Genomic DNA, 13,982 nt, shown 5'->3' with positions numbered 1-13,982 from the left:
CCTAGGAGGGGGACGGTCAGGGTGTGGACTGCCCAGAACGCTTCGGTCAGGTGCAGGAAGAGGTGGTTGTCCAGGGGTTCGAGCATCCGCATGTGAAAGCGGCGGTCCTGTTCGGTGAAGAGTTCGCCCTTTTGGGCGTGGGTATCCATCTGCGCCACGATTTGGTCGAGTTCGGTGTCTTGGCGGTTCTTCCAGGCTTGGGTGACGGGTTCGGCTAGTGCGTTGTCGAGGGTGATGCGGACTTCGACGATGTCGCGCAGTCCGCGGTGGTCGTCTCCGGGGTTGAGCAGGCCTCTGAAGACGAGGGACTCGACCATGGGGCGCATGGAGACCCTGCCGACGAACATGCCGTGTCCGTGGCGGACTTCGACGATGTCGAGGGCGACCAGGGTGCGTACGGCCTCGCGCACGGAGGAGCGGGACACGCCCAGATCGGTGCACAGCTGCGACTCGGTCGGCAAAGCATCCCCCACCTGAAGGCCGGTTCCCAGGATGAAGTCCTTGATCGCGGTAATCGTGGCCTCCGCCTGGGTGACCGGGGAAGCCGTCAGTGTCGAGTAGGTGCCGTGCGGAATCACGACCTCATTCACGCTTGTTGTGATGCTCGTCTCGTTTCTGGGTGGAGTCCCTGCTGCCCTCGATGCGGGTGATCTGCTCACGGTGCTGCTCTTCTCGGTGTCGGCCACGGTTCTTGCCCTGTCAATCATTGTGATCACTGCGGTGTGAATCTGCTCGTTGGACGCCATCGCCCTCTGGTTGAACTTCGATAGTCGAGCGTCCTGACCTGCGAGGTTGTGAGTGGTCTGGACGTCCCGACCTCTGCTACAGTCATCCTACCAACGTCAGACATAAGACGTCAGACTTCAGGAGAGAATCAATGGCGATCACAACTCCGGCCGGCTCTAGCCGCCGGGATTTCATCAGGCTGACCGGTACCCTCGGAATGGCTGCCGGTCTGGCTGTCAGCCTGGCGGCCTGCGGTGGTAAGGCCAAGACTGCGGGTGGTGCGAAGGGCAGTGCCATGGCCACCGATCAGGAGGTCACCCACAAGGACGGTGTCATCACCGCGGGCATTTCCTATGAGCTGGGCACCAATGGCTACGACCCGATGACGACGTCGTCGGCTCTTACGGTCGCCGCCAACTGGCACACTCTGGAGGGACTCACCGAGCTTCACCCGGCAACCCGAGAGGTTTATGCGGCACTGGCCGCAGAGATGCCCAAGAAGGTAGACGACACCACCTATGAGGTCATGCTGCGCAAGGATGCGAAGTTCTCCGATGGCTCGGCCGTGACTGCGGACGACGTCGTCTTCTCCTTCACGCGCGTGCTCGATCCGGCTAACAAGTCGCTGTACTCCCAGTTCCTGCCCTTCGTCGACAAAGTCGAGGCCAAGGATGCGAGCACGGTGACGATCAAGCTCAAGTACGCCTTCTCGCTCGTGGCCGAGCGCCTGAGCGTCGTTAAGATCGTTCCCAAGGCGATCGTCGAGGCCGATGCCAAGGCCTTCGACATGAACCCCACCGGGTCCGGCCCCTTCAAGATGACCGACAATGGCGCAGCCAGCCAGAAGGTCGTCTTCGAGCGCAATGACAACTACAACGGTCCCCGCCCGGCGCTGGCCAAGTCCATGACCTGGCAGGTTCTGCCCGACGACACCACCCGTACCAACGCGATGAGCTCCAGCTCCGTGCAGGCCATCGACGCCGTTCCAGCCGCGAACCTTACGACGCTCAAGGATCCGGTCAAGGTGGCGGCTCAGCAGGGCTTCGGCCTGCTCTTCGCCATGTTCAACAACACGACCTTCTCCAACGTCAAGGCGCGCCAGGCCGTGCTCTACGCGCTGGACTACGCCAAGATCTGCGACACCAGCATGGCCGGGCTGGCAACGCCGGCGACCTGCTTCGTCCAGGAGAACCACCCCGCCTACAAGAAGGCCAAGACGGTCTACTCCATGGACGCGGCCAAGGCGAAGTCGCTCTTGGCGGAGGCCGGCATCACGGCCATCAACGTTCTGTGTACGGACCATGGCTGGTTCTCGGCAGTGCGGCCCGTTATCCGTGAGAACCTCGAGGCCCTGGGGGTGACGGTCAACTACGACGAGAAGAAGTCCGCCGACGCCTACTCCTTCATCGACTCCGCTCAGGGTGCGTGGGACGTCCTCATTGCGCCCGGCGACCCCTCGGTCTTCGGCAACGATGCGGACCTGCTCATGCGCTGGTGGTACGGCGGTGACGTGTGGACCGAGACCCGCATGCACTGGAAGGGCTCGGAGAGCCATGTCGCGATCCAGGCCCTGCTCGATGAGGCGGTCAAGCTGGAGGGTGACAAGCAGGTTGCCAAGTGGCAGGAGACCTTCGACAAGATCTCCGAGGAAGTCCCGCTGTACCCGATCTTCCACCGCAAGACCCCGACGGCCTACGACTCCGCGACGCTGGAGAACTTCAAGCCGATCTCCCTGACTGGTCTGTCCTTCGTGGGGACGGGATCATCCAAGTCCTGAGATCTGTGCGCGGGCGGTGCGGCAAGCCGATGACGGTTGGCCGTTCCGCCCGCGCCATTTCCAAGTCTTCCTAGCCGCCGGAGCTTCTGCGGAGCAGACGTCGCGGACTTGCCATCTGACGTCAGACATCAGACAATTGGAGTGGCAGCTGGCATCGCAGCTGCCGAGCCACCCAGCCGCCCGCCTCGGCGGCAGGACGCTAACGCAAAGGAGCATTTCAGTGTCCAACCTCATCCGCCTGATCGGACGGCGCCTGGTCGCGCTACCGGTCATGGTGCTGGGCGTGACGCTGCTCGTCTTCATCGTCATGTCGTTCTCCTCGGCAGACCCGGCGCGTCTGGCGCTGGGCGAGTCGGCAACGGCAGACGCCCTCGAGCAGTACCGAGTCGCCCATCACCTCAACGATCCCCTCCTCAAGCGGTTCTGGGACTACCTCCTGGGCCTGGCCCACGGCGACCTCGGCACCTCCTTCACCGGAGTCAAGATCTCCGACATGGTGGCCGCGGCCTTCCCGATCACGCTCCAGCTGACCTTCATCGGAATCTTCGTGGCCGTCATCTTCGCCACGATCCTGGGCATCGTGGCCGCCCTATACCGAGACAAGTGGCAGGACCAGGTCATCCGCGTCGTCTCCATCGCCTGCCTGGCCACGCCTTCCTTCTGGCTCGCCCTGCTGCTCATCCAGTGGTTCTCCGATATTCCAGGCGGAACGGGGGCCTTCCCGGCTCTGGTGTCCGAGTGGGTGCCTTTCAGCGAGGACCCCGCAACCTACCTCAATCAGATCTTCCTGCCGGCGCTGGCCATCGCGGTTCCCAATGCCGGATCGCTGACCCGCGTGGTGCGTACCGCCATGGTCGAGGAGCTCGATCGCGACTACGTTCGTACCGCCATCGGTGGTGGTATCCCCAAGAACATCGTGGTGGCCCGCAACGTGCTGCGCAACGCGCTCATCACTCCGCTGACCGTGCTGGGACTGCGCATCGGCTACGCCATGGGGGGCGCCGTCGTCATCGAGATGATCTTCAACATCAAGGGGATGGGACAGCTCATCTTCCAAGGCATCACCCGTAACGACGTCAACATCGTCCAGGGAGTGTCCATCACGGTTGCACTGGCCTTCATCCTCATCAACATCGTTGTCGACCTGCTCTACGTCCTCGTCAACCCACGAATCAGGAGCATCTGATGCTGCACCGTTCCACACTGGATAAGGCCTCGCGGCCCGGGCTGCGCTTCCAGGGCTGGAAGGCTCTGCCCCTCGGATCCAAGATCGCCATCGTCGTGCTCGGCCTCATTGCCCTGATCGCCATCCTGGCCCCCGTCGTCGCCCCGTACTCGCCCGGCGCCACTGGCCTTGCGGAGACCAAGACGACCTCCTACATCGAGGGCGTCGGCGAGGTCACCGCCAGCGACCCCGTGGTGGCTCCCTCGATGTCGCACCTGTTCGGTACCGACGGTACCGGACGCGACATTTTCTCCCGCGCCGTGTACGGCGCCAGGGTCTCCCTGGTCGTGGGGCTGACCGCTACCGGACTGGCGCTCCTGGTGGCCTCCGTCCTCGGAGCCGTGGCGGCCACTTCCCGCAAGTGGGTGGCGGAGACCCTCATGCGTGTGCTCGACGTCGTCATGTCCTTTCCCGGGATCGCTTTGGCCGCCGTACTCGTTTCGGCGATGTCGACCCGTCTGCCGATGCTGCCGGTCATCATCATCTCGATCGCCATCCTCTATATTCCCCAACTCACCCGCGTGGTGCGCGCCAATATCCTCTCCCAGTTTGGAGAGGACTACGTGGCCGCCTCCAAGGTGATGGGGGCTCCGGTGCCGTGGATCCTCCTCAAGCACGTGGCCCGCAACTGCATCGCCCCGATCATGGTGTTCGCGACTGTCCTGGTGGCCGACGCGATCGTCTTCGAGGCCTCGCTGTCCTTCATCGGTGCGGGCATCAAGTCCGTTAACACGCCGACCTGGGGCAACATGCTCTCCGAGGGCAAGGAGCTGCTCCTGTCGGGTCACTGGTGGCCGACCTTCTTCCCCGGCCTGCTCATCCTTATCACCACCCTGTGCCTCAACGTGCTGTCCGAGGGACTGACCGATGCGATGGCCTCTCCCCGCATCAAGGCCAAACCCGATGTCCAGGCCGACGAAGAGGCCATGGAGGCCCAGGACACCCTGGACGCCTGGGACGACGCCGCCGAGGCGGTGACCGCCAACGCCACCGTCGCCAAGGAGGGCGACACCACGAACGTGAGCTCCCTGACCGGTGTTGTTGCTCCGGCCGCCGAGGACGTTCCTCTGGCCGACCGGCTCAGCTCCCTGCGGACGGCCGAGCTGGCCCGTCGCGACCGCCTGGTCTACGAGGACACTGGTGAGGACCCTGTCCTGGAGGTCAAGAACCTCTCGATCGCCTTCCCCGAACAGCACGGCGATGTCAACATCGTCGACGGCGTGTCCTTCTCCGTGCGTCCCGGCGAGACCATGGGTCTGGTCGGGGAGTCCGGATGCGGCAAGTCCATCAGCTCGATGGCTGTCATGGGGCTGCTGCCCCCATCGGCACGACTCTCCGGCGAGATTCTGTTCAAGGGACGCAACATCCTCGAGATGACGCCGACCGAGCACAACGCCCTGCGCGGCCACGAGATGAGTATGGTCTACCAGGACGCCCTGTCCTCGCTGAACCCCTCCATGCTCATCCGCACCCAGATGGCTCAGCTGACCTCTCGCGGGGGTACCCGCAGCGCGGAGGAGCTCCTCGAGCTGGTGGGGCTCGACCCCAAGCGCACGCTGCGCAGCTACCCGCACGAGCTCTCCGGCGGTCAGCGCCAGCGTGTCCTCATCGCCATGGCCCTGACGCGCGACCCCTCACTGGTCCTTGCTGACGAGCCGACGACGGCGCTGGATGTGACCGTTCAGAAGCAGGTCATCGACCTGCTCAACGAGTTGCGCGAGAAACTGGGCTTCGCGATGGTCTTCGTCTCACACGACCTGGCACTGGTGGCCAAGCTGGCTCACCGCATCACCGTCATGTATGCGGGTCAGGTGGTCGAGCAGGCCCCCACCAGTGAGCTGCTGTCCAACCCCATCCACGAGTACACCCGAGGACTTCTGGGAGCCGTGCTCTCTATCGAAGCCGGTTCCAAGCGGCTCCACCAGGTACGCGGCGTGGTCCCCTCGCCCAGCGAGTTCGTCAAGGGCGACCGCTTCGCGCCTCGATCGGCTCACCCGACGGTCGGCCTGGACACCCGTCCCGTGCTCAAGCCCGTACCTGGCACGACCGAGCACAGCTACGCCATCACCCCTGAGCTCGAGGCTCTGCTCGCGAAGGAGAAGCACTGATGCCGTCCAACACCTCTGCATCGACCTCTTGGAGCCAGGACCAGCCGGTCGTTGAGCTCAAGGACGTCAATGTCATCCACAAGTCCCGCACCGGCGGCCTGTTCAACCCGGATACGGTCCACGCGGTCAACAACGTCTCGTTGTCGGTCAAGCGCGGGGAGACGCTGGGGCTGGTAGGAGAGTCCGGTTGTGGCAAGTCCACCACCGCCAGGGTCATGGTGGGGCTGCAGCCGGTCACCTCCGGCGAAGTCGTCTTCAAGGGACGCCCGCTGGGGCACTCCGCTTCGGACCGTCGCGAGCTGGGCCGCAGTATCTCGGTGGTCTTCCAGGACCCGGCGACCGCTCTCAACCCGCGCATGATCGTGCACGATACGCTCATCGACCCGCTCAACGTTCACGGAATCGGAACGCCCAAGGAACGCGAGGCGCGCGTGCGCGACCTGCTCCACCTGGTGGGGCTGCCTCCCAGCGCCCTCAATGTGCTGCCCCGGCAGATCTCCGGCGGTCAACGCCAGCGCGTCGCCATCGCCCGAGCGCTGGCGCTGGACCCGGACATCATCGTGGCCGATGAGCCGACCTCCGCTCTGGACGTCTCCGTGCGAGCCCAGGTGCTCAACCTCCTCCAGGACCTCAAAGCATCCCTGGGACTGGGACTGGTGTTCATCAGCCACGACATCAATACGGTGCGCTACGTCTCCGACCGGATCGCCGTTATGTACTTCGGCAAGATCCTCGAGCTCAACACCACCGAGGAGATCTTCAACAACCCCCAGGAGGAGTACACACGCACCCTCCTGGCGGCGGTGCCCTCGCTGCTCGACGTGTGAGTAGCCATCGCTCGAGTGCCTCTTGATGCATTGGCCTCTTCGTGAGGGGCGGACCCGATTGGGTCCGCCCCTCACGTGTGCGATAGGCACTCATATGGTGGACAGGGAATATGGGAATTGGTGACTATGAGAAAAACAGATCGTCATGATGGTGTGAATTCGGCACCCTCGGGGATTGACTTCCAGGTCACATGTCGAGTAGATTACTTATATCGGTTCAGTGAGGAGCCGGTCGTGCCGGTACGGCCGTCAACAAAGATGTTGCATGTGAAGGAGGGTCCTATGTATGTCGCAGCGCCATGGCGTGTGACCACGTCTGCACGTCGTCAGTCCGTCGTGCGCGAGGGGCGGGGGCCCTCTTTAATTCGCTCTTGATGGCCGGTTGAAGCCGGTGCCCGCCTGAAAGATGGAAGGAACCGCTGCCTGCGGCCCGCCTCATTGTTGTCCATGAGGTGATGTGCGCCCCGATATGTGCTCGATCATGAAAGATCGATATGTTTTGTCGGGTGCATTCTCGATGTATCCATCCGGCTCATTACGGTGTTGGCCGGCGGATCTTTCGAGCAGATCGATGAGTGATGGGGACCTCTGTGTCTTATTTAGAGTAAAAGGTGAAGTGTCATGGGATCGGTGTGTGCCGAGATGCGGCTTGATGAAGAAATTCTCGAGGCTGAGAGGGGGAGCATTTCCTTTGAGTTCAGGTCGAGGTCCGACGGGAACCTGTTCTTACTGCGCGGGGCCGATGCGCACTCTCTCGAAATGCGCATCGTCGGGTCGTCGCTCGTGTACGAGGCGGCGGTTCCGGGCAAGTGGAATAAGCTGGAGGCCGAGGATATACGCTCACTCGACGACGGACGCTGGCACAGTGCCGTCGTGACCGTCGACTCCGCCGGGACTCGGCTCTACGTCGATGGCTACCAGGCCTTCTGCGGTACCACCACGGCCTTCCTCAAGGACCTCCCCGGATTGACGCAGGCGATACTGGGCCAGGGCGACAGTCCAGAGATCACCGCGTTCAGGGTGCGCCCAGAGGTGCTGACCTCGCGGGAGGTCCTGGCCCTGTCACGGCGCGTGCAGCCACTGGTCGAGTTCGCCGCCAACCGTCTGAGCCCCTACGACGTCACCCGCTTCTGCCACGCCCGGCACGGCTCGGTCTGGTTGCGCTTCCGGGTGCGTGGTCGCATGCAGCAAGGAGCCCTACTCGCGGCCAGTGGGCTCGGGCGAGAGCAGCTCTCCGTGACGGTGGGGCCGGAGGGGATCACTTACACCTGCGTGAGCGCGACGGGTGAACGCAGGGAGGTCCAAGCCAACGGCGCGTGGAGTGATGGCGACTGGCACGAGGTCGTGGTCACCGTGGGGCACGGTGCCGTCGACCTCTACGTCGATGGATTCCGCGAGAAGCACGCTCCCGGCGAGTTCTTCCTCGGCGAGGTCGAAGGGCTCGACGAGATCCTCGTCGGCCAGGACTGCGATGGCGTGCGCCTGTCCGGAGAGGTGCAGCGTGCGGGTCTCTACGACTACGCCCTCAGCGACGCCCAGATCAAGCGTCTGTGCGAGATCGAGCCGATCGAGACCGATGCGCTCTTCGACCGGGGCTACCGCGGCTCTGCGTCCTACCGGATCCCGTCCCTCCTGACTCTGACCTCAGGCACCATCCTGGCCGGGGCGGACCAGCGCGTCTCCAGCGCCAACGACTCTCCCAACGACATCAACTTCGTCGTGCGCCGATCCCTCGACGGAGGGCGGAGCTGGGAACCGGCGCGCACCGTGATCGACTGCCCGGGAAGCGGAGAGGACGCCTCGTCGGTGATCGACTCCTGCATGGTTCAGGATCCGCACACGGGGAGGATCCACGTTCTCATCGATCACTTCCCCGGCGGGATAGGGCAGCCCAACTGCTGGGCATCGACCGGATTCGATGAGCAGGGGCGAAGGCTCCTGCGGGACCTTGACGACGGACGCTACGTCGTTGAGGCGGACGGGAAGGTGACGACGATCGACGGGCAGGCCACCGAGTTCCGGATCGAGGATGACGGAACCGTGCTCCGTGACGGCCACCCGGCCGGGAACTTCGAGCTGGCCCCCGGTGCGGACCCGGCCGAGAGCCTCCTGGCCATCCCCACCAGCTACCTGCAGATCGCCCATTCCGACGATGACGGTGCCACATGGAGCAAACCGCGGGATCTCAACCCCCAGCTGAAGCAGCCGTGGATGAGATTCCTGGGCACCTGCCCGGGTAACGGCATCGCCCTACGCCACGGTCCCCGTCCCGGACGCCTCGTAATACCCCTCTACTTCAACAATGACGGCAACTGGTTGGCGATGTGCGCCACCGTGGCCTACTCCGACGACCACGGCGAGACCTGGAACCTGGGACACGGCCCCAACGACGGCAGGCGGACTCCCGATGGAGCGCTCGACCCGCGGACCTTCGTTGATGAGACCTGGTCCCTGCACGAGGCCGCAGTCGTGGAGCGTCGGGACGGAACGCTCGTGCTGTACATGCGCAACCAGCATCCGTGCGGCCGTGTCGCCGTCTCCGAGTCCCATGACGCGGGGCAGACCTGGGGGCCGATCGACTTCGATGAGGATCTTCCCGAGATCTGGTGCCAACCCAACGCCATCTGCCTGCCCTCGGCCGAGGGGGAGGACCGCATCGTCTTCGCCAACGCCTCGCTCATGCTCCCGTTTCGAGGATGCGGTGTCATTCGACTCAGCCTTGACGGAGGACGTACCTGGAGGCGCTCACGGACCTTCAACCCCGGTCACTACGTCTACCAGTGCATGTGCGCGCTGCCCGACGGAAGAATCGGGATCCTCTGGGAGAACGAGTGCCAGGGCCTCTACTTCTCGCGCATTCCCCTGAGCTGGTTCGACGCCGATGTCGAATCCATCGAGCCGCACACCACCGCGGATCAGGACGGGCGCTTATGAAGCCAACGCCTCGATCCGTCTCACACCGCTCAACCATCCCCATTCCATCGCCCGTTCAAAGGAGAACCGTCATGACCCCGTCCACCCCCGTCCCGTCCCACCCATCGCCAGCCTTCAACCGTCGCAGCTTCATGATCCTTGGAGGCGTCGGAATCTGCGGGGCGCTCGCCGCATGCGGTGGCCAGAGCTCCTCGGAGGATGAGGAGACCGGACCGCTGCGCGGAACGGTCACCATGTGGTCGTCCTTCACCCAGGGACCGCGTGCCGACTGGATGAAGAAGATGGCCGAGGAGTTCCACACCAAGAACCCGGACGTCACCGTCAAGATCGAGCAGTTCTCCTGGTCCGAGTTCAACACCAAGTGGACCACCGGACTGACCGCCGGACAGGTGCCGGACATCTCCACCGCGCTGCCCAACAACGTCGTGGAGATGATCAACTCCGAGGCCCTGGTTCCGCTCGACAAGGTCATCGACTCCATCGGCCGCGACCGCTTCCCCAAGCCGGCGCTCGCCGAGGGGCAGTCGGACGGAAAGTCCTACTCGGTACCCATCTACTCCCACGCTCAGGTCATGTGGTACCGCACGGATGTCCTGCAGTCCAAGGGGCTGTCGGTTCCGACGACCTGGGATGAGCTGGCCACTGCGGCCAAGGCGATCGGAAAATCTGATGACCTCTACGGGCTCTCCGTGCCCCTGGGAACGGGAGACATGCTGGGGGCCCGCTACCTCAACTTCTACGTCCGTTCCGCGGGCCAGAGACTGCTCAAGGACGACGGTACGGCGAACCTGACCTCCGAGCCGGCTTTGAACGGCATCAAGTACTGGACGGACCTGTACAAGTCGGTATCCCCGGAGGGGTCGCTCGACTACGCGGTCCTCGATCAGGCGACGCTCTTCTACCAGGGCAAGACCGCCTTCGACTTCAACTCCGGATTCCACATCTCCGGAGTGGCCACCAACCGCCCCGATCTGGTCGACTCCATCGCCGCGGCGCCGCTTCCCAGGATGAAGGCCACCGACCCGGTCAACTACCCGGCCGAGGTGTCGAACGTGCCCCTGGTGGTGTGGGAGGCATCCAAGGTCAAGCGGGAGGCCAAGGCCTTCCTGGAGTTCCTATTCACCAAGGACAAGTACATCGAGTTCCTCCACTCGGTTCCCGGCGGGATGCTGCCCGTTCTCAGCGATATCTCGCAGGACTCCACTTACCTGGGTAATGAGACTATCCAGAAGTACTCGGACTCGATCAAAGTGATCCAGGATCAGGTCGACGTCGGCAGCGCGATCGGGATGGAGAAGGGGCCGCTCGTCCAGGCCGGTGTACTCACCGGCCAGGGCCTCATCGAGAAGATGTACCACTCGATCATCATCGACGGGAGCGACGTCGAGACCGCCGCCAAGGACTGCGAGAAGAAGCTCAATGAGGCGTTCAAGGCCGCAGGAGCCAGCATCAAGTGAGTCGGTGCAGTGGCGGGGCCGGGATCTCGTCCCCGCCACCCAGTCCGAAAGGTGAACTCATGACACGCATCAAACGAATGAATTGGACGGGCGTCTGCTTCGTAGCACCGTCGATGATCGTCGTTCTTGCCCTGCTGATATACCCGGTCCTCTCAAGCATCTGGTATTCCTTCACGGACAAGAACCTCTTACGCACCAGCTACCATGTGGTGGGACTCTCCAACTACACCGACCTGCTCGGATCCTCCAGCTTCTGGAACGCATTCGGAGTGTCGATTAAATGGACCGCCGCCTCGATCGTCGGTCAGCTCGCAGTGGGCATGGTACTGGCTCTAGCGCTGGACCGGGTCCCACGTGGATCAGGGCTGTTCCGAACGCTCCTCATTGTCCCCTGGGCGTTTCCGGCCATTATCACTGCATTCGCCTGGAAGTGGATCCTCAATGACGTCTATGGATTCCTTCCCAATCTCCTGACGTCTCTCGGTCTGACCGATAAGAACACGGCATTGCTGGGCAACCCCACGACGACCTTCTGGATCGCACTGTTCATCAACATCTGGTTCGGCGCGCCGATGTTCATGGTGAATATTCTCTCCGCGCTCAAGACCATTCCCCAGGAGCAGTATGAGGCCGCGATGGTGGACGGCGCCTCCGGATGGCAGAGATTCAGATTCATCACGCTGACACATATTCGCGAGGTCATCGGGCTGCTGGTCATCCTGCGCACCATCTGGATCTTCAACAACTTCGACATGCTCTTCCTCTTGACGGGAGGAGGCCCGGGGGAAAGGACCACGACACTGCCGATCTTCGCCTACCAGGAGGGCTGGAACCTGCGCCAGCTCGGTGTCGCCTCCACGGTGACGATCCTGCTGCTCATCTTCCTGCTGGTTCTGGCCTTCGCCGCCTTCAGGATGCTCAACCGCTGGGAAAAGGAAAGGGGCTGAATCATGCGACGCGCTGGTCGTAGTCCGTGGGGTACGGTATGCGTGTACCTCCTCCTCATCGTCGCTGCCTTTATTGCGGTGTTCCCACTCGTGTGGGTCATCTCCTCATCTTTCAAGACCTCTCATGAGCTCGCGCAGAACCCGCTGCAGCTGTTCTCGAGCTCGCCGACGCTCGAGCACTACCGCAAGGTGATTCAGGAGATCGGGTTCCTGACGAATCTGAAGAACTCGCTGTTGATCGCGGGCTGCTCGACAGTCATCGCTGTCGTGGTCTCCATGCTTGGCGCTTACGGGATCGTGAGATTCTTCCCGCGCGTCGGCAGGCAGCTGACCAAGATCCTCATTGGAACCTATATGTTCCCGCCGATCCTGCTCGCCATCCCATACACCATCACCATGGTCAAGCTCGGGCTCATGAACAGTTATATCGGTCTGATCATCGCCTATCTCTCGTTCTCGATCCCCTATGCGATCTGGATGCTCATCGGGTTCTTCCAGACGGTTCCCATCGGGGTGGAGGAGGCGGCCGCCGTTGATGGGGCAAGCCGCTTCAGGGTGTTCTGGCAGATCTCGGTGCCCATCATCCTCCCAGGGATCGTGGCAACTGCTGTGTACACCTTCATCAATACCTTCAACGAGTTCCTCTATGCGCTCCTGTTCATCACCGAGTCGGACAGGATGCCCGTCGCAGTCGGCCTCTACTCTCTCCAGGGGTCGGAGGTTCTCGACTGGGGAGCCATGATGGCTGCTTCCGTGATCGTGATCGTCCCCTCGGTCGTTTTCTTCATGATCATTCAGAGGCGCATCTCGGGCGGACTCTCGGAAGGCTCTGTCAAGTAGCCCCTCCTGCGGCCCGCCCCCCAGTCCCGCCTCTTGCCGCCCCGATGCCTACGACGCAGGTGATCGTGCGTCGTACGCACCGGGGTGGCGCGGAGCGGGGACATCTGCAACAATATCCATCGACGTCAGATGTCAGACGTCCGATAACCTTTCAATGAAGAGAGACACCACATGGACAACCGTTTCACCGGCGTCATCCCGCCGGTTGTCACCCCTTTCACCGCCGAGGGCGAGGTCGATCTCGACAGCCTGGACAAGGTCGTTGAGCACCTCATCGTCGGGGGTGTCGATGGCCTGTTCGCCCTGGGGTCCTCAGGAGAGGTCGCCTACCTCACCGATTCCCAGCGTGACGCCGTCATCGAGCGCGTCGTCAAGAAGGCCGCGGGCCGGGTGCCGGTGCTCGCAGGGGCCATTGACACCACCGCCCACCGCGTCATCGACCAGGCACGGCGCGCCGTTGCGCTCGGGGCCCAAGCCATCGTGGCCACCTGCCCCTTCTACGCGCTCAACGACGCCGAAGAGATCAAGGCCCACTTCCGCGCCATCGCCGCGGCCATCGACGTCCCCGTCTTCGCATACGACGTGCCCGTGCGTCTGGGCGGCGCCAAGCTCGGCCGGGACCTGCTTGTCGAACTGGGCAAGGAGGGCGTCATCGCCGGTGTCAAGGACTCCTCCGGCAACGACGTCGCCTTCCGCAGGCTCGTCGCAGCCAACGAGGCGGCAGGGCACCCGCTGGCGCTCCTGACCGGCCACGAGTGCGTCGTCGACGGCATGCTCCTCCTGGGTGCTGACGGACTCGTCCCCGGCTACGGCAATGTGGACCCGGTCCGCTACGCCGAGATGTGGAGGGCCTCTCGCGAAGGCGCGTGGGAGAAGGTGCGTCGTATCCAGGACGAGATCTGCGCGGGCTTCGAGATCGTCTTCGTGCCCCAGGGACGCTCCGCCGACGCCACCGGCATTGGCGCCTTCAAGACCGCGATGGAGGCGATCGGAATCATCGCCACCAACGAGATGGCGTTCCCGGTCAAGGCGCTCGAGGGCGGGACCAAGGACGCGGTCCTTGAGATCGTCAGGGCACAGGGTCTGATCTGAAATCCCGGCCCTGGAGCCCCGGCGGATACGTGCCCGCCGCCCCTCGCCA

At 63.4% G+C, this 13,982-nt stretch carries 11 protein-coding genes; 10 read left to right on the top strand and 1 reads right to left on the bottom strand.

Annotated elements, in window-relative coordinates:
• Nucleotides 1-590, bottom strand: a 590-nt coding sequence (locus HMPREF0975_RS08455; RefSeq protein ID WP_232212489.1) for a FadR/GntR family transcriptional regulator, incomplete at its 3' end; no start/stop codon positions are given.
• 10 nt (nucleotides 591-600) lie between these two features.
• Between HMPREF0975_RS08455 and HMPREF0975_RS17110 the strand changes: the two genes are divergently transcribed.
• From HMPREF0975_RS17110 to HMPREF0975_RS08410, 10 genes are all read left to right on the top strand, one after another.
• Complete coding sequence (locus HMPREF0975_RS17110; RefSeq protein WP_021605127.1) at nucleotides 601-726, top strand: hypothetical protein; 126 nt, start codon at nucleotides 601-603, stop codon at nucleotides 724-726.
• A gap of 151 nt (nucleotides 727-877) precedes the next feature.
• Nucleotides 878-2,503, top strand: coding sequence for an ABC transporter substrate-binding protein (locus HMPREF0975_RS08450; protein ID WP_009233727.1), 1,626 nt, complete (start codon nucleotides 878-880; stop codon nucleotides 2,501-2,503).
• Nucleotides 2,504-2,723: 220 nt separating this feature from the next.
• Nucleotides 2,724-3,689: an ABC transporter permease gene (locus tag HMPREF0975_RS08445; RefSeq protein WP_009233726.1), complete on the top strand. Its 966-nt coding sequence runs from the start codon at nucleotides 2,724-2,726 to the stop codon at nucleotides 3,687-3,689.
• Entirely contained in the window at nucleotides 3,689-5,836 is a 2,148-nt protein-coding gene (locus HMPREF0975_RS08440) for a dipeptide/oligopeptide/nickel ABC transporter permease/ATP-binding protein (RefSeq protein WP_009233725.1), read from the top strand. Before HMPREF0975_RS08445 ends, HMPREF0975_RS08440 begins: the two co-directional genes overlap by 1 nt.
• Nucleotides 5,836-6,663 (top strand): ATP-binding cassette domain-containing protein, encoded by an 828-nt coding sequence (locus HMPREF0975_RS08435; RefSeq protein ID WP_009233724.1) that lies wholly within the window; start codon nucleotides 5,836-5,838, stop codon nucleotides 6,661-6,663. The genes HMPREF0975_RS08440 and HMPREF0975_RS08435 overlap by 1 nt, the downstream gene beginning before the upstream one ends.
• Nucleotides 6,664-7,284: 621 nt before the next feature.
• Entirely contained in the window at nucleotides 7,285-9,597 is a 2,313-nt protein-coding gene (locus tag HMPREF0975_RS08430) for an exo-alpha-sialidase (protein WP_009233723.1), read from the top strand.
• Between the two features lie 71 nt (nucleotides 9,598-9,668).
• On the top strand, nucleotides 9,669-11,054 hold the full coding sequence (locus tag HMPREF0975_RS08425) for an ABC transporter substrate-binding protein (protein WP_009233722.1): 1,386 nt from the start codon (nucleotides 9,669-9,671) through the stop codon (nucleotides 11,052-11,054).
• A gap of 59 nt (nucleotides 11,055-11,113) precedes the next feature.
• The gene (locus HMPREF0975_RS08420) at nucleotides 11,114-12,001 is read left to right on the top strand and encodes a carbohydrate ABC transporter permease (RefSeq protein WP_009233721.1); all 888 of its coding nucleotides are present in this window, start codon (nucleotides 11,114-11,116) and stop codon (nucleotides 11,999-12,001) included.
• Nucleotides 12,002-12,004: 3 nt separating this feature from the next.
• The gene (locus HMPREF0975_RS08415; protein WP_009233720.1) at nucleotides 12,005-12,841 is read left to right on the top strand and encodes a carbohydrate ABC transporter permease; all 837 of its coding nucleotides are present in this window, start codon (nucleotides 12,005-12,007) and stop codon (nucleotides 12,839-12,841) included.
• 171 nt (nucleotides 12,842-13,012) lie between these two features.
• Nucleotides 13,013-13,933 carry a dihydrodipicolinate synthase family protein gene (locus tag HMPREF0975_RS08410; protein WP_009233719.1) on the top strand — a complete coding sequence of 307 codons (921 nt, stop codon included), beginning with the start codon at nucleotides 13,013-13,015 and terminating at the stop codon, nucleotides 13,931-13,933.
• Nucleotides 13,934-13,982: the final 49 nt, after the last annotated feature.

The organism is Actinomyces sp. oral taxon 849 str. F0330, from assembly GCF_000239715.1.
GTDB classification, from domain to species: Bacteria; Actinomycetota; Actinomycetes; order Actinomycetales; family Actinomycetaceae; genus Actinomyces; species Actinomyces johnsonii.
Note: the sequence above shows the minus strand (reverse complement) of the source record. Positions and strands in the feature narration are given on the sequence as shown.